Below are 25,648 nucleotides of genomic sequence, written 5' to 3' on the forward strand. Positions count from 1 at the left end.
ATGTCATGAATCGCAAGGTCTTTGATCTTTACTTTTCGCAATCGGTGGCAGTTTTCCACCAGCGATGTCGGATAGTCTTTCAGGTCTGTCCAGTAGTTGTTTTCTAATTCCTGAATGCTTGAGTTCAGCACGTCCATGTTCCTCGGGTTTTCACTTGCACACAACTAGTTGCTATGATGAATTCCACTATTGCAATTTATCATATCCGCCTTTGCCTGAGCACGAATTCTTTTCATAACCACAGTTTCTGGCGTGCTATGAGTAATTCTTACTGTAGGCTCCGTTGTTTTTATATCCCCAATACTACGACTCCCAACCCACTTTTCCAACACCCTCATCCCTACCCGCACAAAATGAGGGTTAATGGCGATGCTAGGGAGTAATAGACCATGGTTGAGCACAGAATGGTCCATTGCAGGGAGAAAAACGGCCTATTTCATCATTTCCTAAGCTTGTTCCATGTCTTTCTAAGCTATGGCAGCTATCGGCATAGCTTGGGCAGAGGTTTCCTAAGCTATGGCGGTCTCTTCCATAGCTATGCCGATGAGAAGGAAAAACGGGGTTTCTGCCCCCACTCGTTAAACCCCGGCACGTGTATCTGGTCTGATGCCTACCTTCGTTTGCATCATGAAAAAACTACTACTTCCCTTCCTTTTCATCCTTTTAGGGATGGATTCCAACGCACAGTCGGTCTATTTTCCGCCAACAACGGGCTCCACTTGGGAAACAATGGCCCCCAGCGAACTGGGCTGGTGTCAGGATAGCATTGCCGCGCTGATCGACTATCTGGATGATGAACAATCTAAGGCATTCATTGTGCTGAAGGATGGCAAAATGGTGATCGAACACTACTTCGACACCTTTACGCAAGATAGCCTATGGTACTGGGCTTCGGCCGGCAAGTCGCTTACGGCATTCTTAGTTGGTCGTGCACAGGAAGAAGGACTGCTTTCCATCTCAGACAAGACATCGGACCATTTGGGCACAGGCTGGACCAGCGCGCCATCCAATAAGGAAGACCTGATAACCATACGCCATCAGCTCAGCATGACCACAGGGCTGGATGATGGAACTGGAAATGCCGATTGCACCACGCCTTCTTGCCTCCAATACCTGAGCGATGCCGGAACCCGATGGGCCTACCATAATGCGCCTTACACGCTGACGCATGCCGTGGTAGAAGCGGCTTCGGGGCTCACCTTCAATCAGTTCACCAATACCTATATCAAGCAGCAAACCGGCATGAATGGACTGTGGTTTATGACCGGAGACAACGATGTCTTTTTCAGCACGGCACGCAGCATGGCGCGCTTCGGACTGCTGATGCAGAACAACGGAGTTTGGGCTGGGGATACCGTTATGCACGACCAGCAGTATATGTACGACATGACCCACTCATCTCAGAACCTGAACGAATCGTACGGGTATCTGTGGTGGTTGGGAGGACAGAATTCGTTCATGATTCCATCATTACAAACCGTGTTTCCAGGCGCTGCTGTTCCAAGCGCCCCAAGCGATATGTTTGCTGCATTGGGTAAAAACGGACAAATAGCGAGCATTTCGCCCAGCGAAGGATTGGTGGTCATCCGGATGGGGAACAGTAACGGTTCTGGGCTTGTCTCGCTCGAACTTACAGAGGGTATTTGGTCTAGGCTGAATGGTCTTTCTTGCTCTTCAGGAATTTCAGAAAGTGAAGCGACCGGAATTGGTATTTATCCAAATCCTGCTTCAAACACAATTACTGTTTCAGGAAACTCTATTCAGAACGGAGCAACCGTCACCATTTTCAATAGCCTCGGTCAATCCCAAATAGAGTTCCTATTCAGTGCTGGTGAATCGATTGATGTAAGCAATCTTGCCGAAGGGGTTTACGTGTTACGGATTGTGAAGGGGCAAACGAGTTACACAGCTCGTTTTTTGAAGGAATGAATCTTTTGATGATGGAAGCCTTACCTTTGACGCGTCTTCAGTTTATGGTGAACTGCTGACAAGCTTGAGGAGCCGCAGAAACCCGTCACAGGTGGAGCGGCTTCTTGTGTTTTACAGCTGATCGACAATCTGTCTGAAAACATGTCGCCAACGAACTCGTTCGGCAGCAAGCGCATTGTCGCTATTGCACATCAACACAATTACGATCTTCTTCTCTGGCTGAACGTAAATATGCTGCTTGTACATGCCATCGGCCATGTAATCTCCATAAGCCTTTTCGCCAATGTGCCAGTTGTAGTTGTAGCCAAATCCGCTTCCATTCGTGGTATCTCTGCTCACAGACTTTTCCACCCAATCCTTCGGAACGATCTGCGTTCCATTCCAATTTCCGTTGTTGAGGTAAAGTCGTCCGAATTTGGCGTAATCCAGCGCTGTGGCTCCCATGCAGCAAAAGGTCTTGTCTTCGCCTTTCTTGTCTGTTGTCCAAATAGCATCGGAACACATATTTATCGGCTTCCAAATTTTCTCAGACACATATTCAGATGGTTTCATGCCTGTTGCACGATGAAGGATCAGTCCGAGAATCTGCACATCCAAGTTGATGTATTCTTGATATGTTCCTGGCTCATGCTCAAATTCCACTTTCTTCAACGCTTTGACCACATCATTGCCGTAGTACAATTCAGCATCGGTTATCAGTTTCAATTTGAAACCAGAGGTCATATTCAGCAAGTGTTCTACTTCCAATTTCTCCGACATTGGAATGTCCTTCAACTCAGGTATGTAATCAATGACCTTATCATGCACACTCTTGATCTTGCCTTCTTGGATGGCAATACCGATCATCGCTGATGTAAAGGATTTGGCTACAGAATAAGACGGATTTACATCATCTGCAGTCGTTTGCTGACCGTAAAAATCGTACAGTAGGGTATCGTTCCGAATAATGAGCATGCTGCGGACCGGCCGCGATGTGTTCAATTGATCCAACGTTACGAAATACGGACTGCCACTGCTCCAATCAGTGACTCTAAGGTTTCTTACTACAGCGTTTGCGTCCGCTTTGAACTCAAAACATGCATCGCCAACAGTAATCTCTGACGATGGAAATCGATGAATGTCCTTATGATCGGGAAAACCCAGAAACACGCCACGCATCAATGCGCAACTTGAAAACGAGAGGCAAAGAATTGAGAAAAGGATAGAGCGGAAATTCACTTTATGAATAGCGCTCATTCAAACTATTCAAGTGATGTTCCATGTGATAAATGGTGAAGTAAAGCATTTCGCGGAGTGTCAAGTTGCCGATGAGCGGATGAGGAACTGCCGTTGAGTCTAAATTGGACTCTGACCATTGATGTACCTGATTGATCAACAAGCCCATTTCTTCCTTAAAACGTTCAACCAAAACTTCTCTTTCTTCCTTTTTGACAGCGCGAGGCACGTATTCTCCCATTGCCTTTCCACCATTGCTAAGCGCATCGGTATATGCTTTTATCGTGTCTTCATAACTACGACTTGGGCGCTTTGCCTTTCCGAATTTCAGCAACAGCAAAATCCTCGGATATCCCATTCCTTTGGCCAAAGGTTTTGTGCTTTTGACTAAATGGAGCAAATGCTGACCTGCCGTCCAAGCACCATCTGGTGCTGCTTCCATTTTCTCGATAGGCTTATCTAAAAACCAACTTCGAATAGCCTTTGACTGTTTTTCCAGTTGGCTGATGATTTCTTTCTTATCGTACTCCATGACGCTAATTTATTCTTTTAGCGACTGAAGAATACAATCAGTTGAAAATTGTGCGGAATGCGTATTCGATGAAGATGCCATCTTTCGGCTACGGAAATATGATTGAAATCGTATCCATATGTTGAAATTTCCTTACATGATTGAATGCCATCGCTTCATGTAATTTACTATTCTATTTTTGAACCTGCTCCAAACACATCGATTCAAGTACGTTTGGGAATCGGAAGATGCTATTCAATTCAATCGAATTCCTTCTTTTTTGTTTGGTGGTGTTCCCATCATACTTTCTTCTACCCCATAGGCATAGATGGATACTCTTACTTGCTGCAAGTGTATTCTTTTACGGTTTTTGGAAAGCGGAATACCTCCTACTGATTCTCGTTTCAGCTGTTACCGATTATTTCTGCGGTCTGAAGATGGCTGGTTCAGATAGTAAAGCAGCTCGAAAGCCATTTCTAATTCTGTCCCTAGTTGTGAATCTAGGAATTCTATTTACGTTCAAATATTTCAACTTTTTTCTAGAAAGCACCTCTGGATTGTGGGGATTAGCGGGAAACACAAGTAGCTGGAATCTCATTCTACCAATGGGAATATCGTTTTACACATTCCAAACCATGGCTTACACCATTGATGTGTATTACGGCAGGATAGTACCAGAAAGGAATTTTGGCATTTTCTCTCTGTATGTCACGTTCTTCCCTCAGTTGGTTGCTGGGCCTATCGAAAGAGCTTCTCACTTGCTGCCACAATTACGGAAAGTTCACGTTTGGTCATCCGAAAGGTTTGTTTCTGGCATTCGCTTAATTCTCTGGGGGCTATTCAAAAAAACTGTTCTTGCGGATCGGCTTGCTTCTATCGTGGACCCAATTTATGGCGCGAATGACACTTTTGGAGGATTGGTCATGGCAATTGCAACTGTGTTCTTCGCTTTTCAGATCTATTGCGATTTTTCTGGATATTCCGATATGGCTATTGGGCTTGCCAGAATTCTGGGAGTAGACCTAATGAAGAATTTCAGATCGCCCTATTTTTCAGGAAGTATCCGCGAATTTTGGAGTCGCTGGCACATTTCGCTTTCAACTTGGTTTCGCGACTACCTATACATTCCTCTTGGTGGCAATAGATCTGGCATATTGCGCACAAACCTCAATCTGTTAACCGTATTTTTAGTCAGCGGACTTTGGCATGGAGCCAATTGGACGTTTGTTGTTTGGGGCGGATTACACGGCAGTTATCTGGTAGTAGAAAATCTTTTCAGGTCTGTTCATCTCCCGTCATCAAATAATTTGATTCTAAAGTGGTTGAAAATCGGAGCGTGCTTCATACTGGTAACCTTCAGCTGGATATTTTTTCGAGCCAACAATATCACTCACGCATTTGAGGTCATAACTCAACTGACTACAATTTCAATAATGGAATTGAAAGACCTTGCTTGGTTGCTTAGACAGATTGCTGTATTGGACACTCATAATTTTCTTCAACCTGTTAATATCGGAGGAGTGAGAATCCCAGTGACCTTAGGTGGGTTTCTATTTGTGAGCGTACTTATTCCTGCAATGAGCATGTTCGAATTCGCTTTTGAATCAAATTCATTCAACCTTCAGAAACGATTATCGGGGAATATTGCCACGGTAATTACACTAAGCGCGCTGATAATACTGATCGTTGTTTTTGGGATGTTCAGTGGTAATAAGTTCATATACTTCCAGTTTTAATGACGAACAGGCCACAAAATATATTAGCGATTCTCGGAATAAGCTTCACTGTTGCATTCGTCATCCTTTATACATTTCAACACTGGACTGAATCCACAATGAAAGCGCTGGAGTCTGGCTCGATAGGGAAAATAAATGCAATCCTTAACACGAAAGTTTCTTACGATATCACATTTTGGGGATCTAGCACCACTTTGGTTCACGTTATTCCCAAGGAAGTCGATTCAATTCTTGGCATTGAATCCTACAACTATGGACTGGATGGCACCAATTTCCAGCAGTATTCAGGTCTTCTTAGAACTTACGCCAATTACGCAGGACCATCGGTTGTTGTCATTGGTATAAATATCACCACTTTTCATCCAAGAAGTGAGCTTTACTTTCCTGAGCACTACGTGAACGCAATCGGAAATGAAGTGGTCAGATCCGCTCTAAACAGCATTGACCCTTGGACTACAACCAAGATGTACTGGATTCCGCTCTATGACCTAACCTTATTTGATGACAAATTATATTATCAGATCCTAAACCCTGCTGAATCAAACTTGATATCGAAAGGATTTCAAGCACATCACGGACTTGAATTTCTGCAACCGGGGCCTATACCCTATGATTCCATTGAAATCTCGAGACCTTATGTTGATCATCTTTATGGAGTTCTTGACGAACTACGAATTAAGGGACACAAACCAGTGATAATAGTAAGTCCTTTATACAGAGAAGGATTGAAGGAGATCAAGAATATTTCTGATTTCAACGCTATTCTATATGAACTCGGACAAAAGAAGATTCCTGTGTTCAATTATTTGAACTCTGATCTTTGTATCAACAAAGACCTATTCTACAATTACATGCATCTGAACATAAAGGGGGCTAAGCTACATTCTCAAGAACTGGCTTACGATTTAAAACCATTATTCCGTTCTTTCAACCAGTAGTCGCGCGCTACTTCGTTCCGTACACGTATTGCAGAAACTCCTTCTTCGTCTCTTCGTTTTGGAACGCTCCACTGTAACTAGCGGTAACAGTGCTGCTCGAAACGTCTTCCACTCCGCGTAATGAAACGCACATGTGCTTTGCGTCAATCAACACAGCTACATCATCCGTCCCTAAGGCTTCTTTCAGCTCATTGGCAATTTGAACGGTTAGACGTTCTTGAACCTGTGGTCGTTTGGCAAAATAATCTACTACACGATTCAACTTAGAAAGACCAACCACCTTGCCTTTATTGATGTAGGCCACATGCGCTACTCCAATGATCGGCACAAAATGATGCTCGCAGAATGAATGGACCTTGATGTCCTTTTCCACCAACATCTCTTTATACTTGTACTTATTCTCAAAGAGTTTAACCTCTGGTTTGCTCTTAGGATTTAAACCAGCAAACACCTCTTCCACGTACATTTTCGCCACACGCATTGGCGTTCCGCTAAGGCTATCATCTGTAAGATCGAGGCCAAGCGTATCCATGATCTCAGCGAAATGCGCTGCAATCTTTGCCATCTTCTCCTTGTCGGAAATGGAGTGTGCATTAGGCTTCATAGGCGTTTCAAGTGAGGTGCCAACATGGTTGTCTCCCACTTCTTCAATCACCTCGAAGTCTTTATCCTTCAAATTCAACAAAATTCCGTTCTGTTTCATGTAAAACGACTTTTAGCTCCAATTCACTTTTTAAATGTGGCCGAAGCCTTTTCCAAATAACAACAGCAATATTTTCCGCTGTCGGATTCAACGTTTTAAACTCTTCTGTATCAAGATTCAGGTTGCGATGATCAAAGGCATCTTCTACATGTTCTTTGATCAAGGCTTTCAGATCCTTCATATCGATGACGTAACCCGTTTCAGGATCAATTGTTCCTTTTACCGAAACAATCAGCTCATAATTATGGCCGTGATAGTTGGGGTTATTGCACTTGCCAAACACCTCATCGTTCTTCTCGAACGACCAGTTTGGATTAAACAAGCGATGAGCAGCATTGAACTGCGCCTTTCTGCTAACTGTTACCTTCATTATACTCCCACCGCCTTTTGTAGCGAGTGTTCCATTCCTGATAGGTGTTCCTTAAACTTCTCTAGGATAATGCGGAACCAGATTGAAAATCGTTCTGGATGTTGATCCGCGTCTTTGGATACATTGCCTAACGACACAAAAGTACAATCTTCTACCTCTTCGGCATTCAGTTTTACATCACCTTCATGAACACCGAAGAAAACATGGTCGAATTCGTTCTCGATCAAACCGTTTTCAACATCACTTTTGTAAATGAATGAGAAACGCTCTTCCAATTCTGTGTCAAAGCCCATTTCCTCTTTTAGTCTCCGATGTGCACATTCCAAATTGGTTTCTCCATTACGTGGATGCGTACAACAGGTGTTTGTCCAAAGCCCAGCACCATGATACTTGGTTGATGCTCGTTTTTGAAGCAACAATTCGCCTTTCTTATTGAATATGAATACGGAAACAGCCCGATGAAGCGCTCCTTTTTGGTGAGCTTCCAACTTATCCATCAGGCCAATTTGTTCGTCCTGATCATTTACCAATATCACTTGTTCTTCTTTCATTCGGGCAAAACAAAGGTCGTCAACTTTATGCTGACGACCTTCATCCAACGTTGCTAACCAAATTAATTGCGATAGTCCTTCAGGTCTTTCATCAAGGATTGTTTGGCGAAATAGATGCGGCTTTTTACCGTTCCGATCGGAATATCCAAATGCTCGGCAATCTCTTTGTACTTGAATCCCTTCAGGTGCATGGTAAACGGGATACGCGTGTTATCGTCAAGCGCATCAATCACCTTATTGATCTCTTTGGTTGCATGCATACTTTCTGGCGTATGTTCTACCGAAGCAGGAACAAAATCCAACACGTCAACTTCATCTTTGGTGGTGATTACCGTATTTGCGCGCTTCATCTTTCTGTACTGATTGATGAATGTATTCTTCATGATAGTGTGCAACCACGCTTTCATGTTGGTGTTTGGCGTGTACTTATCTTGATAAGTAATGGCCTTAACCATTGTTTCTTGAAGAAGATCTTGAGCATCTTCTCTGTTCTTGGTCAGACTTAGAGCGAAGTATTCTAACACATCGCTCATTTTCAGAAGTCTGTCGTTAAATGTTAGTGCTGACATGGTTTATATTTTTTGTTTAATGATTGAATCTAATTGTTGAACAAACATATGATTCAATGTTTGAACATCCAAATTTTTGTTTAATTATTTATCATCTTTATTAGACAATCATGACGCTAACGAGGCCTAAACCTCAATATTGCCAAGGCTTTCAGGCCAAATGTTAAACAATCTTAAACAGAAAAATAATGGGTAATTAAGGGCTTGATATAATGAAAAAGCACCAGTTTCGGTTAGAAACCAATCCATTTACTGAACAATATCAACGGTCGAAATCCTTAAGTTTCTTGGAAACAAAAGTTGTTGTTGATGGGAAAGTAAACGATTGGACTCAGACAGTACAAGTCTGAAGACCCGCGAAGAGAACGTGAAACTTACTTAGGCAAGTCTTTCTGAATAAATGAAATGAACTCGTGAACGTCTTGTGCAGCTTTCACCTTTTTGGGAAGTGGAAGGTTGAAGTTGCAAACTTGATATCCCGTAGCTATTATCAACTTGTTCTTTAAATCTGATGCGAGCGTTTTTAGGTAACTCTGTAATTTCTCGCACTGAATAGAGGCGACAAATGCTGTGACAACCACGTCTGGATTGTGAGAATTAATGACTTTAACCAAGTCTGAGTAAGGCACCGATTGACCGAGGTAAATGGTTTCGTAGCCACGTCTTTTCATCAGATAACGATAGAAAAGCAATCCCATTTCGTGGTATTCTCCTTCTGGCAGATATAGTAGCGCTTTTTTAGCATTCACTATTTCTGGCTGATAAGCCTGATCAATGGCCACATACAATTTTTGAATAATGAGGCTGCTGATAAAATGTTCCTGTGCAGGATTCACATCATCTGTTTGCCACATGACTCCCACTTTTTGGAGAAATGGATAAAGTATCTTGATAGCTGTATCTTCAAATCCTATCTTGAGTGTGCTATCTGCAAGCACCTTTTCAAACTGTCTCCTGTCAAGATCAATCATTGCCATAACGAGCAAGTCAATCTGAACTTGAAACTGCTGTTCTACCGAATTAAGCTTTTCTAGCTCAGTGAATATCTCATCTTGCTTAAACTTTGCAATCTTAGATATCTTATGTCCGTGGCTATTTAAAATAGCAACATTCAAAAGCTTCTTGAGCTCCGTATCGCAGTAAACACGAATGTTCGTGTCCGTACGTGTTGGCTTGATCACTCCGTAGCGCTTCTCCCAAATACGGATAGTATGGGCTTTTACGCCAGAAAGCTTTTCAAGATCCTTGATGCTATAGTGTGCCATCAGTTGTTTTCTGCCTTTGTTAACACAGGTTTACCAAACTTGTTCTCAAGTAACTTGAAACGGTACTCAAATATGCCTTTAACCTTTCGCTGTATGAAAAGGGTGTTGACCAACTTACCAACAATACCAAGTGGAACACGATAGTGAAGTATATCGGTCATAAGCACACCATTTTCCTGTTCTTGGAAATGATGTTGATGATGCCACATGGCGTACGGTCCAAAACGCTGTTCATCCACAAAATATCGTCTTTCTTCTACATGGGTTATCTCCGTGACCCAACCCGTTGTAAAAAATGGAAACGGTTTGACATTATACTGAACGATCTGCCCCGCATACATTCTGGGAATTTCTTTGGTGAGAATTTCGAAATTCATATCATCAGGCGTTATCTCATTCAGATTCTGCGGTGCTGAAAAGAAATCCCAGGCTTCTTCCAATGAAATGGGTAGAAATTGCTGATAACGTTGTTCGTGAAGTTTCATTTAAGTAGGTCGTTTAGCGCTTCTTGCAACTGCGAATGTTTGAATTCGAATCCGGAATCCACAATTTTTTGTGATGAAACCCGTGATCCCTCCGTCACCACTTTAGACATTTCGCCCATTATTGTTTTAATGAGAAATCCGGGTACAGGAGGCAGAAATACCGATCGGCTAAGTGCCTTTCCGGTTTTTTTAATGAAGTTGGATTGGTTGTCGTGTTCTGGAGCTACAGCATTATACGCTCCGTGTAAGTTCTTATCCTCCACAGCGCTGACATAGATGGCTACCAGATCGTCAATATGTATCCATGGCATCCATTGTTTTCCAGAACCAATTGCAGCCCCAAATCCAATTTTGACCGGAGCAGCCAATTTGGGTAGTGCACCGTCATGTTTCATCAGCACAATACCAGTTCTCACTCTTACTTCCCTATCGGCCACAGGCTTGAACAACATAACTGCTTGCTCCCACATTTTGCAGGTACTACCAAGAAAATCTTGCGCAGCTTCGTCTTCTTCTTCGTAAATCTCATCAGTAGTTATTGCTCCGTAATACCCAACTGCAGACGATGAAATAATTGCTGCAATCCGTTGATTTCTTCGCTTCAGTACTTCAGCCAACAATTGAAGCGGTTTCACACGGCTTTCAATGATTTCCTGCTTGCGCGATGGCGACCAAGGTTTGTCTGCAATGCCAGCACCAGCAAGATGGATAATGTGCGTTACATCTTTCAACGCACGCTCGTCCAACGTTCCTTTCTGAAGATTCCAAGTGAAGCTTGGAACATCCAATTCTTCATGCTGCGTTCGTCCAATTATAGATACTGCGTGACCATTGGACTGTAGCTTTTTAATGAGCCTTCTGCCAATTGAACCTGAACCACCTGTAATGAGAACGTTTGCCATAGTTTGAATAAAAAAGCGCCCCGCCCCTAGCGGAACGGGACGCTTGTTACTGCAGGTAAATTATCGAACTACTTGCAGTTTAGTAGATACAACACCGTTATCGGTGCGAAGGTTTACAAAATAAAATCCAGGAGCCAATTCGCTAGCTGGAATCTCAACTCTATGATTTCCAGAAAGCATCTCTCCGAAGGTCTTCACAACCACTTGTTGCCCCATTGTATTGATCACCTCTACATTGATGTTTGTGTCATCAGCAAGGTCAAAGAACATGGTTGCATTGTCGTTCGTTGGATTTGGGAACATCACAGCATTGCGGATAGACTCAACATCTTCAATTCCTGTCACATTGCTCAACGGAATCAAAGCGCCACCTGCACCTACAGATGCCCAAAGGCCAAATCCAGCACCATTTGAATTCATGCTTGGATCGAGGAAACCTGAAGCAAGCACCGTTAGTGCTGCACCTTCAGTCATGAGTGTTGCAAGAGGTGCACCAAATGATGCAACGTTTACAGAACCAGTTGCATCCTGAATTGTCAATACGTAATCAAGTGTTCCTAATTCAAGATATCCTTGAAACTCACCGTAAGAAATATCATTAACAACAGTTCCTGCGCCAACACCGGTTTCGGCAACATCTACTGTTGGTGCATCTGTAGAACCGTGGTAAACCAACACATCTGTGTTTGTTGCACTTGATGTAGCCGCTTCACGAGCTCCTGCATAAATATCCAAACCAAATGCAGGCGCTGGCGAATAACCTGAACCGCTTACAATACCGTTTGCAATGGCAATGTACGTTTCGCCAGATGCAAGGAATGGAATGTTGATGGTTCCTACCGAACCTCCAATTCCAGCTCCATCTGGAGCTACATCAATCGCCAATGGCATACCTGCTGGAAGCGTAATGAAACCAGTGGTTGTTCTGAACTCAAAATTTGGAACAGCCTCAGCACCGTTTACAAACACATCTACAATTGCTGCTGCAGCATCAGCCGAGTTGTGAATGATTTCTACTCGCGCTTCTGGAGTAGGAAGTTCCAAAAGTGCACCAGCAGCTCCAGTGGAAACAAACAGACCGAATGAAGCTCCATTGCTGTTCATAGATGGATCCAAAAATCCTGATGCTAAGATGGTCAAAGCAGCACCATCAACACCCAAGGTGGCCAAAGGCGCATCGTAAGCTGCCACTGCCGCACCACTTGAAGCGGCTTGAACTTGTAACAAGTAATCCTCCACACCCAAAGTCAAATAACCTTGGAATTCTGAGTAAGAAAGGTCATTTACCGCCTGACCTCCTACTACAGCCAACTCATCTACATCTACCATTGGAGCATCTGTTGCTCCGTGGTAAACAAGAACATCATTTGTTCCAGCTCCTCCAGAAGCTGTCTCTCTAGCGGCAGCATATACATCCAAACCGAATGCTGGAGTTGGTGAATAACCGGTTGGACTTACAATACCATTTGCAATGGCGATGTAGGTTTCCCCTGCAGTAAGATTAACTGCTGGTAGCGTAAATAGGATATCTCCAGGACCCGTACTGTTTGAAAGAGCGATTCCGATATTCAGATCTACTCCTGCAGGAACATCTACAAAACCTGATGAGGTCCTGAATGCAAAATCATCGAGAAATGGAGTGGCGCCACCATTTACGTACACATCCACCTCAGCAGCAATGGCATCTGCAGCGTTGTGAATCACTTCTAACCGTGCGGTTTGAGCTTGTGCAACAGAACTTACTGAAATACCAGCGAGCATTGCTGCGAGAAAGAGTTTTGTTTTTTTCATTGTGTTGAATTTTATGGTTTGATGGTGAAACATCAATAGAACTTATTTTGTTTAATCTTTATGTGTTTTTATTAAACATTAATTCATAAATACCTGATTATCAACATATTTATTTTTGTTTTTTCTTTAATGACACAGTTAACATCTATCTTGAATGACCGCAAAATGTTCAAGCAAACGATATTCAGCCGGGTTCAGATATTCGGTTCTGAAAGAGCTCTGGGTCCAACGAGACTTGGTAGAACTACACGCGGAATAAACTTGGGGACTCGTTTTTGGTATTCCTTATACCTACTGTATTTCTCAGCTGTAATTCCCTCACTGAAGTTTGCGCTTCCTTGGAAAAGCATGATAAGCAACACCGAACCGCAAATACTCCAATTGAACCAACTTCCCGTTGCGGCAACGCTGAACAAGTAGAATACAACCCAAATGCTCTGCTCTGCAAAGTAATTTGGATGGCGACTCAAGCTCCAAAGTCCTTCTGCTATAAATCCCTTCTCATATTTGACCTCCAACGGAAGCTTATTCTTTCGCAATCTGTGCTTCTCATTCTGATAGACCCATTGCTGTTGGTCTGCAATGGTTTCATAGGCAACAAATCCCACGAAAGACATAGCCAATAGAAAATCGATCACACCTAATGGAACCTCTGACCCGACTACGGCTACCATCGGCAAAGTGATTAGCATCAATAATCCATGTTGATAGAAACTGATGAAAAAGAAATTGAAGAGTTTCCAAACCCAACGATTCTGAAGTATTGGATTTCTTCGCAAAACCTCCCATCGATAATCTTCTTCTCCTTCCCAGAATCGAAGAGAATAGCCTCCACGCCTATTAAAGTTGTAGGTCAGTCGAACGCCCCAAACCGTAGCAACTGTAGCCATAAGTAAAGCCCTTGGTTCGAAGTCTGACATGAACGTGATTATCCAAACATACACGAGTGGAATGACACTCCAAAGCTTATCTACTTGACTATAGTTTTTTGAGAGTTCACTAATGATGAAACTCATCAAAGCAGTGATAACATAAACAACCGCTAAAACTTTAATGATTTCAATTTGATCATCACTCATAGTGCTATCAAAGAATACAGCTACAAGTGGTATGGCAATGACTGCAAATAGTAAGGAAAATATTGTCTTTTTCATGTCGTTGGTTATGCCATATTAACCACCATCACTTCATTTTGTTTAACTTTTTAAATCAATCGTTAAACATTAATCACCTACTCGTGTTTACATCTTAACCAATTCACCAATCGAGATGAAAACAACTAAAATGTTCATGGCAATCTTTATTATATTGATTGCTCTCACGCACAGAACGGCTACTGCAAAGGATAACCCTACGGTAATATACGATGCGATCATTGTTCCTGGATATCCGTTCAATCCTGACGGAAAAATGAACGTGATCTATAAAATGCGACTTCATTGGGCCAATGAGCTTTACAGAAGAGGTATTGCCAAAAACATTATTGTCTCTGGAAGTGCAGTTCACAGTCCTTACGTTGAAGCACGGATTTTCGCATTGTATCTAGAAGAAATGGGCGTTGATCCAGAACATGTGATCATTGAAGACCGTGCAGAACACAGCTTAGAAAATGTATTCTATTCGTTAGAATTGGCTAAAGAGCATGGATTTGAAACCGTTGCGGTCGCTACCGATCTTTTCCAATCGGGAATGATTCAATTCCTTGGTAAAAAACATGACTTGAAAGTAGACTTCATCCCCGCGAACATTGGATTTATCGTATCGAAGAAATGGAAATCATTTAACGGCACCATTGACTATTGCCAAGCGTATGTTGATGATTTCACACCACTAAAAGAGCGCGAATCGAAGAAAGACCGGTTGAACGGAACACGCGGATACAAATGGATGGAGGAAAATCCATTGACCTTGAATACGGAAGGTCTATAAAAAGAACCGAGTTTCTTACCGAATCGTAACGAGGTTGTCTACAACACTTTCACCATCGATAGCTGCAGAAACAATTCCGCCTGCGTAACCTCCACCTTCTCCACAAGGGAAAAGTCCTTTGATCTGTGGATGTTCGCCATTCTCATTTCGAGGAATTCTAACAGGCGATGATGTTCTGCTTTCAACGGCAACAGCCACAGCTTCATTTGTGAGATAACCTCGCATTTTCTTCCCGAATTCCTGAAAACCTCCGCGCAAGCGCTGATGCAAGGCTTTAGGAAGGACTTGGGAAAGCTGCATGGAAACCGTTCCGGGTTTGTAGGAATTAACTGGAAGATCTGAACTCAATTTCCCTGAAATAAAATCGGATAAACGCTGCGCTGGTGCAGTTTGCGTTCCGCCTGCCATTTTGCAAACCGTCTGTTCCACATACTGCTGATAGCGCAAACCAGCCAACGGACCAGCAGATGCAAACTGCTTGTAATCTTCGGGTTCCACAGGAACAACGATTCCTGAATTGGCGAATGGATTGTTGCGCTTGCTTGGACTCCAGCCGTTGGTCACGATTTCACCTAGTGCAGTAGCACATGGTGCTATAATTCCCCCTGGACACATGCAGAACGAATAAACGCCTCTTCCATTTACCTGATCAACCAACGCATAGGCCGCTGGCGGTAAGGTTTCGCAACTCACTCCGTGATACTGAATGGAATTGATGAGTTCTTGCGCATGTTCCACGCGAACACCCATGGCGAATTGCTTGGCCTCTATTTCAATTCCTTTTTTGTGTAGCAACTCATAAATATCTCGGGCTGAATGACCTGTAGCGAGAATGAGCTTTTTGGTTGGAAGTTTTTCTTCCTGATTGATGACAACGCCAGCAATCTCGCTTCCATTCAAATGAATGTCGGTGAGTTTGGAATTGAAACGCACTTCGCCTCCGCAAGCAATGATCTGTTCGCGGATGGTAGTGATGATCTGCGGCAGTTTATTGGTTCCGATATGTGGATGATTGTTCACCAGAATATCATCTTCGGCACCAAACTGAATGAAGGTGCTGAGAATACGATTGACATCGCCACGTTTGGTAGAACGTGTGTAGAGTTTTCCGTCTGAATACGTTCCTGCACCGCCTTCGCCAAAGCAGTAATTGCTTTCTGGATTGACGATGTGTTCTTTATTGATGGCGGCCAGATCGCGTCTTCGGTCGCGAACATTCTTTCCGCGCTCGAGAATGATGGGTTTGATGCCTAGCTCAATCAATCGCAATGCAGCAAACAGCCCTGCTGGACCAGCGCCAACAATTACAACATGTTCTTTCTTAGATACATCTTGAAATTCACGTTTCTCAAACTTTGGATGATGTTCTTCGGGCGTTTCACCTTTGGCATAAACACGAACATTGAGATTGAACTTGATGTTTCGATTTCGCGCATCTATGGAACGTTTCAGTTCTTGAAAACCTGCCATTTCGGAAATAGGAATTCCGGAAGCTTGGGAAACTGCGTGACCGACAAGTTGCTCGTTGCCGTAGTCTTGTGCGGATATGACGAAGTTGACGTCTTTCATTGCTGAGCGCAAAGAACGAGAATAGTTTGATGCTTCGAGTTGCAAGCTTGCAGGTAGCGCGCGTTAGGGATTGTAGCGGCATCCTTTTTTCATTCACTTGCACTTCGAGCGCCTCAGTGCCCGTTCTGAAAAAAGATATGACGGACAGCCTCCTTCGACTCCGCTCAAGACAGGCTGGAACGAAATGAATTACTCGAAATAGAGCGAGAAAAGGAAGGTTTTGGATTGGAGCGACTGGATGGAATTGGTAAAGACGGTTTGATCCTTTACCATGAGATTATTGAGCCCGAAGGCCATTTTTACTTCGGTTGAAAGTTTGAAGTATTCGAGGTAGAAATCGACCCCGACACCTAGATCCCATGTGTAGTCTTCCTTCTTCATTTTAAGAATGACCTCGTCTGTTTTCACGTCTTCTTTGGTGGCCATATCGTACATGAATTTTCCTCCGCCAATGATGTAAACGCGCCAATTGTTGATCCTACGCGAACGGAATTTGAAGTAGATCGGAACTTCGAGATAGACGGAATTGACGGTCTTGTCGTACACCACCGAAACGGTGTCCATTTCGCGCAAAGTGTATTCCATGGAACGGCCAACGAAGGAGATTCCGGGAATGAAACGGAGGTTGAAATGTTCGCCCATTCGGAGGTCGGAGACAATTCCGAGATTGAAGCCTACTCCTCCTTTTGGTTCGACCACAAAAACGGAATCGAGCGATTGGATGTTGCCGATATTCTTAACCGCGAGGTCGGTGTAATTCATGCCAAGCGAAAAGCCGAAGTGCATCAGTTTCCGATCGTACTTGGTAAGGTTGAGCTGCTTCTTCTCTTTGAACTTTAATGGGAATTGCGCGAATGCATCCGTGTTGAAAAGGATGAAGGCCAGGCCAATGATGGTCGAAAGGAGAATATTTTTTCCTGCGCTGTGCAAATCAGGCTTTGATGCCAGTATATAAGCTACAGATTCCAAACGTGAGCGACTTGGAAGTGTTCTGTTTAAAACCTGCTGCTGTCATTACTTTTTTAAAATCTTCTCCGTCTGGAAAAGCATTTACCGATTCGGGCAAATACGTGTAGGCCGAATCATCTTTAGACAGCATTTTCCCGAACAAAGGAAGAATATTATTGAAGTAGAATCCGAACAATTGCTTGACCGGAAACTTCTTTGGCGTAGAAAGTTCCAACACCACTAGCTTTCCGCCTGGCCGCAGAACACGATTGATGTCTGTCAAGCCTTTTTGAAGATTCTCAAAATTTCTCACCCCGAAGGCAACGGTGGCAGCATCGTAAGTATTGTCTTGGAACGGAAGATTTTCAGAATCGCCCACAACCATTTCAATCTTATTGGAAAGGTTTTTCTTGGCAATCTTCTTCTTTCCAAGTTCAAGCATGCCGACAGAAATGTCCACTCCCGTGATCTTGTCTGGGTTCAGACTCATTGCTTCCAAAGCGAAATCGCCCGTGCCCGTTGCCACATCTAAAATGGTTTTTGGCTTCAGTTCTTTCAGCTGCGCGATGGCTTTCTTGCGCCAAATAATATCGATTCCCATTGAAAGCGAACGATTAAGGAAATCGTAGCGATGCGCGATATTATCGAACATCGTGGCAATCTGTTGGGTCTTTGAACCTTCTTGGCTGTACGGTTTTACGGCCTCGGCTTTATTTTCTACTGTTGAATTCACGGGCGCAAAGGTAACAGTCGAGTGAGTTCAAAGTTTAACGTGCAAGGTTCAAAGTCAATATACGCATCGACTGCCTTAAACTTTGAACTCGGAACCTTGAACTATTTAGTAACGATGGTGATCAATTCCGAAACCGAAACAGAGCTCTGCTCTCCCGTCACCATATTCTTCACTCCGATCTTACCTTCTTCCATTTCCTTGGTGCCAACCATAGCCACAAACGGAATGGAATTGTTGTTGGCGTAGGTCATCTGCTTCTGCATTTTGGCCTTATCGGGATAGAGTTCGGTATTAACGCCTGCTTCGCGAAGCTGCTTAACCAAGCTCAAACAGTAATTCGCTTCTTCTGCGCCAAAATTGACGAAGAAAACCTGTGTGCTGTCAGATGTGAATTCGGGAAACAGATTCGCTTCTTGAAGCACATCGTAAATGCGATCGGCACCGAAGGAAATACCAACGCCAGAAACATTGGGCATACCAAAAATTCCCGTGAGGTCATCGTAGCGTCCACCACCTGAAATGCTGCTTGAAAGTGTTCCTTCAATATTGGAACGCACTTCGAAAATAGCTCCTGTGTAATAATTCAATCCACGGGCGAGTGTGAGGTCGAGTTCGAGTACGGTTTTGTTGGAAATGAGTTTCTGCGCGGTTTCCAATACTTCCGAAACCTCTGCAATTCCTTTCTGCCCGATTTCGCTGCTTGCCAAATAGCTTTTGAGGAAACTCAATTTCTCAGATGTGTTTCCTTGGAAACGCATCAAAGGCAACAGTTTTTCGGTGGAAGCATCTAAAATGCCGCGCTCCTTCAATTCAACGATCACCTTCTCCTCTCCTATCTTATCGAGTTTATCCAAGGCAACGGTAATATCCACAAAAGCATCTGGCGCGCCAATCACTTCGGCAATAGCGGCCAGCAGTTTTCGATTATTGATCTTGACAGTTACAGGCACATTCAGCTTGGAGAAAACCTCATCAACCACTTGCACCATTTCCACTTCATTCAAAAGCGAATCGCTACCGATCACATCGATGTCACACTGATAGAATTCGCGGTAGCGGCCTTTCTGTGGACGGTCGGCACGCCAAACCGGCTGCACTTGATACCGCTTGAACGGAAACGTGATCTCGTTTCTGTGCTGAACTACGTAACGTGCAAAGGGAACGGTGAGGTCGTAGCGCATAGCCTTTGCGCTAATGTACTTTGCCAACTTGCCAGCTTCAAGTCTAGTCAAAAGAGCTGCAATCCGCAAAGTGAATTCATCCTCACTGAAAAACTTGTCTAGATCTGACTGAACAAGAGAATTCAAAGTCTCCTGATCCTTAGATGTTAAATAGCTGAAATATCTACTGAACGGTTCTGCATTATCTTCTTCAGGAACAAAATAATCGACAGATTCTGTGATATACTTAAGATAGCCAAACCGAAGAAGGAGCATAATCTCATTGTAAACATCGGATTTATCGCTGAAGAAATACCCACCAACATTCGCTGAGATTTCAGCCATTGTCATTTCCATGAGAAAATCTAAATCTTCGAATGTTTTAGCCTCTTCTCTTCGCGAACCAATAAAACCCGTAATCTTCTCGAACAAGAAGCTCTTAAGTTTCTCCAAATCCTGTTCGATGAATGCAATCTCACTTTTGTTTACCTCCATAAGGTTGCCATTCCCATCAAGGAGTCTCCAAGCATCTTTCAGAAAGTCTCCACTTTCCAAAATCTTAAAAATCAACCGATCACCTTCATCACCATACTTTCCCATCAGGGTTTCTGAATTTTCCATGGCAGGCGTTTCGATGGGCTGGTAACCATACTTCTTGAAGACGCTTTTTATCGTATCAAAAATGTAGTTCCGCCTCACCATTTCGGCAGGAGAAAAATCGCGGGTTCCTTTTGGGGTATTTAATTTTATAGCCATTAGGTTTATAATGCAAAGATGAAACGGTAAGGGAGATCATCTATATCCACGCCACCAGCATTAAACTGCGCAAAATGTAATCGAAGCATTTTCAATCTTGTTGTAGGGCGACCTTTTTCATTTAAACCCATTATACGAATAGTAACTTCAGCCTTACCTCGAACTTCTTCAGTTGCAATGGAATTCGGCTCAATCTCTCCCGTTTTCGCATTAAAGTGAAAATATTTCTCAAAGCTAAATCCTGGAAAATCAGGTTTAATTAGCCCTTCCTCAAATTGCTCTAATTTTTCTTCTTGGCAAGCAGAACAACAATAGAATAGATTTTCCCAGCGGAAAGCTAAATCAGGATAAATAGATTTAGGTTTGAAATGGTCAATCGTATCTGAACTTACGCCTTGAACGGGATGCGCATCACAATAGCAACAATGGAACTGGTTATCAGATTGCAAGTCTGGAAGTAAGACCGTGTTCAGCTTTTGAAGCTGATACTGTGGCCAATTGAACTTTTTGTGTTCTTCATTTCTTTGAACCCAGTTGGCCGTCCACCTTTCTTCCCGTTCCACCAAACAAGTTGGCTTTTCCGATCTCGTAAAACCTCTCACTTTACTGCGGCAATTCTTCTGTCAAGTTGGTTCAGTTCAACCGACACAATGTCTCTTAATTCAATACTTGCTTCTGCAAGTTCTTTTCCTACCGAAAAAGCCTCCTTATATGCCTTGGTATTCTTTGACTTCGCTTGTTTGAGAAGCTCATAAAACGAATCTAGTTTTTTCTCAGTCCAAGGATCGGCAAACTCAGTATTCACGTCAAATATCTCCTTCAGTACACGAGAATATGTTTGTCCCTTTTCTGTATGTATCACATTTTCAAGGAAAGCATATCCGTCCTTACCAATGTTCAGGTCATACACATACGCATCCTCTACCGAGGCCACAACAAAAGGACTGTGTGTAGAGACGAAAATCTGCGCGTTGACGAATGTTTTTTGAATAATGGGTAGAATCTTTTTCTGCCACTCAGGATGAAGATGGATGTCAATTTCATCCAGAAACAGGATAATTGGTTGGTCGAAAATACTACGTGTTTCAACCCAACGAATGCTTTCCATCCGCATCATCAAATCACCCAACCAACCTAGAATTGACTTTAAGCCATCAGGCAATAGATGCAATCCAAACTTAGCTCCGTCCATGCACACAACCACTTCATAGACATCAAGATCCACCTGAAACTCAAACTTGCGACCTGTGACATCACGAAGAATTTGCTCTATTCTGTCCAAAGAAAATCGCGCAGCTTTGTACTTCTTCTGGTCGCCACCTTGAAACGCCAATGCGCCCTTGCTAAGGGTTGTCAATACCCATTCATCGAATGACAACTCATCATCTGGTTCTCTTTCAAAATTCACAGCTTTATCGAAAGGACTCCAATCCCATCCTTCATCACTTCCACTGTCACTACCCCGATAGTGCCTGCCAAGCGGGCGTTTACCTGAATATCCAAATGCACCGAACTCGAAGCGACTTTGCTTATCTAGTCTTCGATACCCAAGGATTCGATTAAAGTATTGATTGAATATTGAACCTTTTTCAGTTGTAGTAACGACTGGGCTTTGTGTCTCCGAATCATGCTTAGACGAGGAAAATGAAATACTCTCACCACTGTAACTAGACACTTCTATGTAACTTTCATTCGTACGAGATGTCCAGAACAAATGACTAAAAACATAAAGCTCTTCCTCTTCAAGCACAAATGCCCTTGAAAGACCTCTCAAAATCGTGCTCTTCCCACTTCCGTTAGGTCCAGTCAGAATATGAACCTCGGCAAGATCTTTCCGTTTGTTCTTTTTGAACTCAATGGAAAAATCCTTGAATGGTCCTACTTTCTTGAATGTTGCTTTAGCCAGTCTCATAATTCAAAGTTATTCAACTTCATATTGAGTTCAACGTTTAAAGTTCAACATGGCTCCATTTTGAACCTTGAACTCCGAACTTTGAACAGTTTATCCTACTAACTTGCGGTATCTGATTCGTTTTGGTGCGTTATCGCCCAATCGTTTCTTCTTGTTCTCTTCGTAATCAGAATAACCGCCTTCGAAGAAATAAACCTGAGAATCTCCTTCGAACGCCAAAATGTGCGTACAGATCCTGTCCAAGAACCAACGGTCGTGACTGATAACCACTGCGCAACCTGCGTAGCCTTCAAGACCTTCTTCCAAGGCTCGAAGTGTATTCACATCAATATCGTTGGTCGGCTCATCCAGCAAAAGCACGTTCGCTTCTTGCTTCAGGGTCATGGCCAAATGCAAGCGGTTTCGCTCTCCACCAGAAAGCATTTCCACTTTCTTACCTTGATCGCCACCACCGAAGTTGAATCGAGAAACGTAAGCGCGTGAGTTCAATCTACGTCCGCCTAATTCCATCTCTTCCAATCCGTCCGAAATGGTTTCCCACACGGTTTTGGCAGGATCAATGTCCTGATGCTGTTGATCCACATAGGCAACCTTCACTGTTTCGCCCACTTTGAACTCACCATTATCAGGCATTTCCAATCCCATGATCATTCGGAAAAGTGTAGTCTTACCTGCACCATTCGGTCCGATTATTCCCACAATACCGTTAGGTGGCAATTTGAAGCTCAAGTGTTCGTAAAGCAGACGATCACCATAACCTTTCGAAATGTCAATGGCTTCAATCACATTTGTTCCCAAACGTGGTCCGTTAGGAATGAAGATCTCTAGTTTTTCCTCTTTCTGCTTTGTGTCTTCGTTCAGGAGTTTGTCGTACGCACTCAAACGCGCTTTACTCTTGGCCTGACGTGCTTTCGGGCTCATGCGAACCCATTCAAGTTCTCGCTCCAAGGTCTTTCTGCGCTTGCTTTCAGACTTCTCTTCAGCCTTCAGTTTCTTGCTCTTTTGATCCAGCCAAGAGCTGTAGTTTCCTTCCCATGGAATTCCTTCTCCACGATCCAACTCCAAGATCCATCCGGCCACGTTATCCAAGAAATACCTATCGTGGGTAATGGCAATGACGGTTCCTTTGTATTGCTGCAAATGCTGCTCCAACCAATCGATACTTTCCGCATCCAAGTGGTTGGTAGGCTCATCCAGAAGCAAAATGTCTGGTTCTTGAAGCAACAGACGGCATAGTGCAGTTCTGCGTTTCTCCCCTCCCGAAAGGGTGCTCACCAATTGATCATCAGGCGGGCAACGAAGTGCGTCCATCGCGCGCTCTAATTTGTAGTCGAGGTCCCAACCTCCAAGCTGTTCGATCTTTTCGGAAAGCACACCCTGACGTTCGATGAGTTTATTCATCGCATCATCGCTCATTGGCTCACCGAATTTCAGGTTCACTTCATCATACTCCTTCATCACAGCTGCAACCTCAGCAACTCCTTCCATCACAATCTCTTTCACCGTTTTGTTCGGGTCGAGATGTGGTTCTTGCTCTAAGTAGCCAACGGTGTATCCCGGAGAGAAAACAACATCGCCCTGAAAGCTCTTCTCAACACCTGCAATGATCTTGAGTAGCGTTGATTTTCCCGAACCATTGAGACCGATGATACCGATCTTGGCCCCGTAGAAAAACGAGAGATAAATGTTGTTGAGTACCTTTTTATTGTTGGATTGAAACGTCTTGCTCAATCCGACCATTGAGAAAATGATCTTCTTATCGTCTGACATGTTTATAGAAATTGGGGCGCAAAGATAGCAAGCGGTGATAGACGCCAAACCGATAATAGTGGCTCATTTGAAGTTTAACCACCCGATCGCTGAAATAACCTAGAGCACGCGAATTCTGCTGGCTTTAAAAGTTGAAAAGCCGTCAAATACTGTGGAAAACTGACGATTGTCAAGTTAGAAAAATGTATCCCAAAAAGATATTAGAATTACCTTTGCGCCTTCTTGACACTAACCTAATTTGATCACATGGATGAGTACGGATTAAAGGCAGAAGGAGCATCAGTTGCTGATATGGGCCTTAAGAATGTTGACGCTGCCTATTGGAATTTGACACCTGCTGAACTCGTTGAAGAGACCTTGCTGAATGGCATGGGAGCGCTTACAGATACTGGCGCGTTGGCTGTTGACACAGGCGAATTCACAGGTCGATCTCCTAAAGACCGTTTCATTGTCTGTGATGAAAAAACCGAAAATGCAGTAGGTTGGGGAAACATCAATATCAAATTCACTCCTGAGAAATTCGATCATCTATACGAGAAGATCTGTACTTATTTCCAAGGAAAAGAAGTGTATGTGCGCGATGCTTATGCTTGTGCCAGTGAGAAACACCGAATGAATATCCGCGTTGCCACCGAGCTTCCTTGGAGCAACCTTTTTGCCAATAACCTTTTCTTGCGTCCAACTACGGAGGAAATAAAGAATTTCACTCCTGAATGGACGATCATCTGTGCACCTGGATTTCACGCAGATCCTGCAACTGATGGAACACGTCAGCACAATTTTGCTGTGCTGAATTTCACCAAGAAGATGATCCTGATCGGTGGAACTGCTTACACAGGCGAAATCAAAAAAGGAATCTTCTCTGTATTGAATTTTGTCCTTCCACACGAACGAAACGTGCTTTCGATGCACTGCTCTGCCAACGTTGGAAAAGATGGCGATACAGCTATTTTCTTCGGTCTTTCCGGAACAGGAAAAACCACTCTTTCTGCTGATCCTGAAAGAAAATTGATCGGTGATGATGAGCACGGTTGGGATGGCGATACCATCTTCAATTTTGAAGGCGGATGCTACGCAAAATGCATTGACCTGACCCGAGAAAAAGAACCACAGATCTTTGATGCCATCAAGTTTGGTGCATTGGTAGAGAACATCAATTTCTACGAAGGAACAAGCACGGTTGATTACGAAAACATCGACAAAACCGAGAACACACGTGCCGCTTACCCGATTCACCACATCGACAATGTGATGAATCCTTCGTACGGTAAAAATCCAAAGAACATCTTCTTGCTTACAGCAGATGCCTTCGGAATTCTACCTCCGATCTCTAAACTTACTACTGGCCAAGCCATGTATTACTTCATTTCTGGTTACACCGCAAAAGTGGCTGGAACCGAAGTGGGTGTAACTGAACCACAACAAACCTTCTCTGCCGGTTTCGGTGAGGCTTTCCTTCCACTTCCAGCCACGCGATATGCAGAACTGTTAGGCGAAAAACTGAAAGAGCATAACGTGAACGTTTGGTTGCTGAACACTGGTTGGTCTGGCGGTGCTTACGGAACAGGAAGCAGAATCAAGTTGAAATACACTCGTGCCATGATCACTGCTGCCATGAATGGCAACTTGGCCAACGTGGCGTATGCTACTGACAGCATTTTCGGATTGGCCATGCCAACCACTTGCCCTGATGTGCCAAGCGAACTTTTGAACCCACGCGATACCTGGGCTGATAAAACTGCTTACGATGCAAAAGCTGAGAAATTGGCTACTTCTTTCGTAAAGAACTTTGAGCAATATGCTGATACTGCCAATGAAGAGATCATGGCTGCTGCACCAAAAGTTTCTCAGAGCGCTTGATGTGAATGATCTTTGAATCCGAAACCCCTTTCGCGTAACCGCGAAA

The 25,648-nt window shown here is 43.5% G+C and carries 23 protein-coding genes; 5 read left to right on the forward strand and 18 right to left on the reverse strand.

What is annotated here, in order from left to right; genetic code table 11:
- The first annotated feature begins 627 nt into the window (after positions 1 to 627).
- Entirely contained in the window at positions 628 to 1,929 is a 1,302-nt protein-coding gene (locus tag K9J17_17470; protein ID MCF8278521.1) for a serine hydrolase, read from the forward strand.
- 111 nt (positions 1,930 to 2,040) lie between these two features.
- Here the strand turns inward: K9J17_17470 and K9J17_17475 are convergent, their stop codons facing one another.
- On the reverse strand, positions 2,041 to 3,165 hold the full coding sequence (locus K9J17_17475) for a beta-lactamase family protein (GenBank protein MCF8278522.1): 1,125 nt from the start codon (positions 3,163 to 3,165) through the stop codon (positions 2,041 to 2,043).
- The gene (locus K9J17_17480; protein ID MCF8278523.1) at positions 3,149 to 3,676 is read right to left on the reverse strand and encodes a DinB family protein; all 528 of its coding nucleotides are present in this window, start codon (positions 3,674 to 3,676) and stop codon (positions 3,149 to 3,151) included. The genes K9J17_17475 and K9J17_17480 overlap by 17 nt, the downstream gene beginning before the upstream one ends.
- A 227-nt stretch (positions 3,677 to 3,903) precedes the next feature.
- On the opposite strand from K9J17_17480, the gene K9J17_17485 reads away from it, so the two are divergent.
- Both K9J17_17485 and K9J17_17490 read left to right on the forward strand, forming a co-directional pair.
- Positions 3,904 to 5,391 (forward strand): MBOAT family protein, encoded by a 1,488-nt coding sequence (locus K9J17_17485; protein MCF8278524.1) that lies wholly within the window; start codon positions 3,904 to 3,906, stop codon positions 5,389 to 5,391.
- A gap of 98 nt (positions 5,392 to 5,489) precedes the next feature.
- Complete coding sequence (locus K9J17_17490) at positions 5,490 to 6,329, forward strand: hypothetical protein (GenBank protein ID MCF8278525.1); 840 nt, start codon at positions 5,490 to 5,492, stop codon at positions 6,327 to 6,329.
- A gap of 7 nt (positions 6,330 to 6,336) precedes the next feature.
- On the opposite strand, the gene folE is transcribed toward K9J17_17490, so the two are convergent.
- From folE to K9J17_17535, 9 genes are all read right to left on the reverse strand, one after another.
- The gene (gene folE, locus K9J17_17495; protein MCF8278526.1) at positions 6,337 to 7,032 is read right to left on the reverse strand and encodes a GTP cyclohydrolase I FolE; all 696 of its coding nucleotides are present in this window, start codon (positions 7,030 to 7,032) and stop codon (positions 6,337 to 6,339) included.
- Positions 6,995 to 7,402, reverse strand: coding sequence for a 6-carboxytetrahydropterin synthase (locus tag K9J17_17500; protein MCF8278527.1), 408 nt, complete (start codon positions 7,400 to 7,402; stop codon positions 6,995 to 6,997). Before K9J17_17500 ends, folE begins: the two co-directional genes overlap by 38 nt.
- The gene (gene idi / locus K9J17_17505) at positions 7,402 to 7,953 is read right to left on the reverse strand and encodes an isopentenyl-diphosphate Delta-isomerase (protein ID MCF8278528.1); all 552 of its coding nucleotides are present in this window, start codon (positions 7,951 to 7,953) and stop codon (positions 7,402 to 7,404) included. The genes K9J17_17500 and idi overlap by 1 nt, the downstream gene beginning before the upstream one ends.
- A 62-nt stretch (positions 7,954 to 8,015) precedes the next feature.
- Complete coding sequence (locus K9J17_17510; GenBank protein ID MCF8278529.1) at positions 8,016 to 8,522, reverse strand: RNA polymerase sigma factor; 507 nt, start codon at positions 8,520 to 8,522, stop codon at positions 8,016 to 8,018.
- Between the two features lie 374 nt (positions 8,523 to 8,896).
- A complete protein-coding gene (locus K9J17_17515; GenBank protein MCF8278530.1) occupies positions 8,897 to 9,787 on the reverse strand; it encodes a MerR family transcriptional regulator in 891 nt (296 codons plus the stop codon).
- Entirely contained in the window at positions 9,787 to 10,272 is a 486-nt protein-coding gene (locus tag K9J17_17520; protein ID MCF8278531.1) for an SRPBCC family protein, read from the reverse strand. Before K9J17_17520 ends, K9J17_17515 begins: the two co-directional genes overlap by 1 nt.
- The gene (locus tag K9J17_17525; protein MCF8278532.1) at positions 10,269 to 11,174 is read right to left on the reverse strand and encodes a TIGR01777 family oxidoreductase; all 906 of its coding nucleotides are present in this window, start codon (positions 11,172 to 11,174) and stop codon (positions 10,269 to 10,271) included. The genes K9J17_17520 and K9J17_17525 overlap by 4 nt, the downstream gene beginning before the upstream one ends.
- A 60-nt stretch (positions 11,175 to 11,234) precedes the next feature.
- Positions 11,235 to 12,965, reverse strand: coding sequence for a T9SS type A sorting domain-containing protein (locus K9J17_17530; GenBank protein ID MCF8278533.1), 1,731 nt, complete (start codon positions 12,963 to 12,965; stop codon positions 11,235 to 11,237).
- A gap of 194 nt (positions 12,966 to 13,159) precedes the next feature.
- Complete coding sequence (locus K9J17_17535) at positions 13,160 to 14,119, reverse strand: DUF1295 domain-containing protein (GenBank protein MCF8278534.1); 960 nt, start codon at positions 14,117 to 14,119, stop codon at positions 13,160 to 13,162.
- Between the two features lie 136 nt (positions 14,120 to 14,255).
- Between K9J17_17535 and K9J17_17540 the strand changes: the two genes are divergently transcribed.
- The gene (locus tag K9J17_17540; GenBank protein MCF8278535.1) at positions 14,256 to 14,894 is read left to right on the forward strand and encodes a YdcF family protein; all 639 of its coding nucleotides are present in this window, start codon (positions 14,256 to 14,258) and stop codon (positions 14,892 to 14,894) included.
- 15 nt (positions 14,895 to 14,909) lie between these two features.
- Here the strand turns inward: K9J17_17540 and K9J17_17545 are convergent, their stop codons facing one another.
- From K9J17_17545 to ettA, 7 genes are all read right to left on the reverse strand, one after another.
- Positions 14,910 to 16,463 carry an FAD-binding protein gene (locus tag K9J17_17545; GenBank protein MCF8278536.1) on the reverse strand — a complete coding sequence of 518 codons (1,554 nt, stop codon included), beginning with the start codon at positions 16,461 to 16,463 and terminating at the stop codon, positions 14,910 to 14,912.
- Positions 16,464 to 16,652: 189 nt separating this feature from the next.
- Positions 16,653 to 17,393, reverse strand: a complete 741-nt coding sequence (locus K9J17_17550; GenBank protein ID MCF8278537.1) for a PorT family protein — start codon at positions 17,391 to 17,393, stop codon at positions 16,653 to 16,655.
- 1 nt (position 17,394) lies between these two features.
- On the reverse strand, positions 17,395 to 18,063 hold the full coding sequence (gene ubiE, locus K9J17_17555) for a bifunctional demethylmenaquinone methyltransferase/2-methoxy-6-polyprenyl-1,4-benzoquinol methylase UbiE (GenBank protein MCF8278538.1): 669 nt from the start codon (positions 18,061 to 18,063) through the stop codon (positions 17,395 to 17,397).
- Positions 18,064 to 18,245: 182 nt separating this feature from the next.
- A complete protein-coding gene (gene hisS / locus K9J17_17560) occupies positions 18,246 to 20,060 on the reverse strand; it encodes a histidine--tRNA ligase (GenBank protein MCF8278539.1) in 1,815 nt (604 codons plus the stop codon).
- A gap of 5 nt (positions 20,061 to 20,065) precedes the next feature.
- Positions 20,066 to 20,623 (reverse strand): TIGR02646 family protein, encoded by a 558-nt coding sequence (locus K9J17_17565; protein MCF8278540.1) that lies wholly within the window; start codon positions 20,621 to 20,623, stop codon positions 20,066 to 20,068.
- A 35-nt stretch (positions 20,624 to 20,658) separates the two neighbouring features.
- Entirely contained in the window at positions 20,659 to 21,972 is a 1,314-nt protein-coding gene (locus K9J17_17570; protein ID MCF8278541.1) for an AAA family ATPase, read from the reverse strand.
- A 90-nt stretch (positions 21,973 to 22,062) separates the two neighbouring features.
- The gene (gene ettA / locus K9J17_17575; protein MCF8278542.1) at positions 22,063 to 23,742 is read right to left on the reverse strand and encodes an energy-dependent translational throttle protein EttA; all 1,680 of its coding nucleotides are present in this window, start codon (positions 23,740 to 23,742) and stop codon (positions 22,063 to 22,065) included.
- 246 nt (positions 23,743 to 23,988) lie between these two features.
- Here ettA and pckA point away from each other — a divergent pair, with 246 nt between their 5' ends.
- Entirely contained in the window at positions 23,989 to 25,602 is a 1,614-nt protein-coding gene (pckA, locus tag K9J17_17580; GenBank protein ID MCF8278543.1) for a phosphoenolpyruvate carboxykinase (ATP), read from the forward strand.
- The last annotated feature ends 46 nt before the right edge of the window (positions 25,603 to 25,648 follow it).

The organism is Flavobacteriales bacterium, assembly GCA_021739695.1.
Classification (GTDB): domain Bacteria; phylum Bacteroidota; class Bacteroidia; order UBA10329; family UBA10329; genus UBA10329.

Coding starts and splice junctions, on each gene's coding strand:
- K9J17_17470 (MCF8278521.1), top strand. CDS start 628: ATGAAAAAACTACTACTTCCCTTCCTTTTCATCCTTTTAGGGATGGAT.
- K9J17_17475 (MCF8278522.1), bottom strand. CDS start 3,165: ATGAGCGCTATTCATAAAGTGAATTTCCGCTCTATCCTTTTCTCAATT.
- K9J17_17480 (MCF8278523.1), bottom strand. CDS start 3,676: ATGGAGTACGATAAGAAAGAAATCATCAGCCAACTGGAAAAACAGTCA.
- K9J17_17485 (MCF8278524.1), top strand. CDS start 3,904: ATGCTATTCAATTCAATCGAATTCCTTCTTTTTTGTTTGGTGGTGTTC.
- K9J17_17490 (MCF8278525.1), top strand. CDS start 5,490: ATGAAAGCGCTGGAGTCTGGCTCGATAGGGAAAATAAATGCAATCCTT.
- folE (MCF8278526.1), bottom strand. CDS start 7,032: ATGAAACAGAACGGAATTTTGTTGAATTTGAAGGATAAAGACTTCGAG.
- K9J17_17500 (MCF8278527.1), bottom strand. CDS start 7,402: ATGAAGGTAACAGTTAGCAGAAAGGCGCAGTTCAATGCTGCTCATCGC.
- idi (MCF8278528.1), bottom strand. CDS start 7,953: ATGAAAGAAGAACAAGTGATATTGGTAAATGATCAGGACGAACAAATT.
- K9J17_17510 (MCF8278529.1), bottom strand. CDS start 8,522: ATGTCAGCACTAACATTTAACGACAGACTTCTGAAAATGAGCGATGTG.
- K9J17_17515 (MCF8278530.1), bottom strand. CDS start 9,787: ATGGCACACTATAGCATCAAGGATCTTGAAAAGCTTTCTGGCGTAAAA.
- K9J17_17520 (MCF8278531.1), bottom strand. CDS start 10,272: ATGAAACTTCACGAACAACGTTATCAGCAATTTCTACCCATTTCATTG.
- K9J17_17525 (MCF8278532.1), bottom strand. CDS start 11,174: ATGGCAAACGTTCTCATTACAGGTGGTTCAGGTTCAATTGGCAGAAGG.
- K9J17_17530 (MCF8278533.1), bottom strand. CDS start 12,965: ATGAAAAAAACAAAACTCTTTCTCGCAGCAATGCTCGCTGGTATTTCA.
- K9J17_17535 (MCF8278534.1), bottom strand. CDS start 14,119: ATGAAAAAGACAATATTTTCCTTACTATTTGCAGTCATTGCCATACCA.
- K9J17_17540 (MCF8278535.1), top strand. CDS start 14,256: ATGGCAATCTTTATTATATTGATTGCTCTCACGCACAGAACGGCTACT.
- K9J17_17545 (MCF8278536.1), bottom strand. CDS start 16,463: ATGAAAGACGTCAACTTCGTCATATCCGCACAAGACTACGGCAACGAG.
- ubiE (MCF8278538.1), bottom strand. CDS start 18,063: ATGTTCGATAATATCGCGCATCGCTACGATTTCCTTAATCGTTCGCTT.
- hisS (MCF8278539.1), bottom strand. CDS start 20,060: ATGGCTATAAAATTAAATACCCCAAAAGGAACCCGCGATTTTTCTCCT.
- K9J17_17570 (MCF8278541.1), bottom strand. CDS start 21,972: ATGAGACTGGCTAAAGCAACATTCAAGAAAGTAGGACCATTCAAGGAT.
- ettA (MCF8278542.1), bottom strand. CDS start 23,742: ATGTCAGACGATAAGAAGATCATTTTCTCAATGGTCGGATTGAGCAAG.
- pckA (MCF8278543.1), top strand. CDS start 23,989: ATGGATGAGTACGGATTAAAGGCAGAAGGAGCATCAGTTGCTGATATG.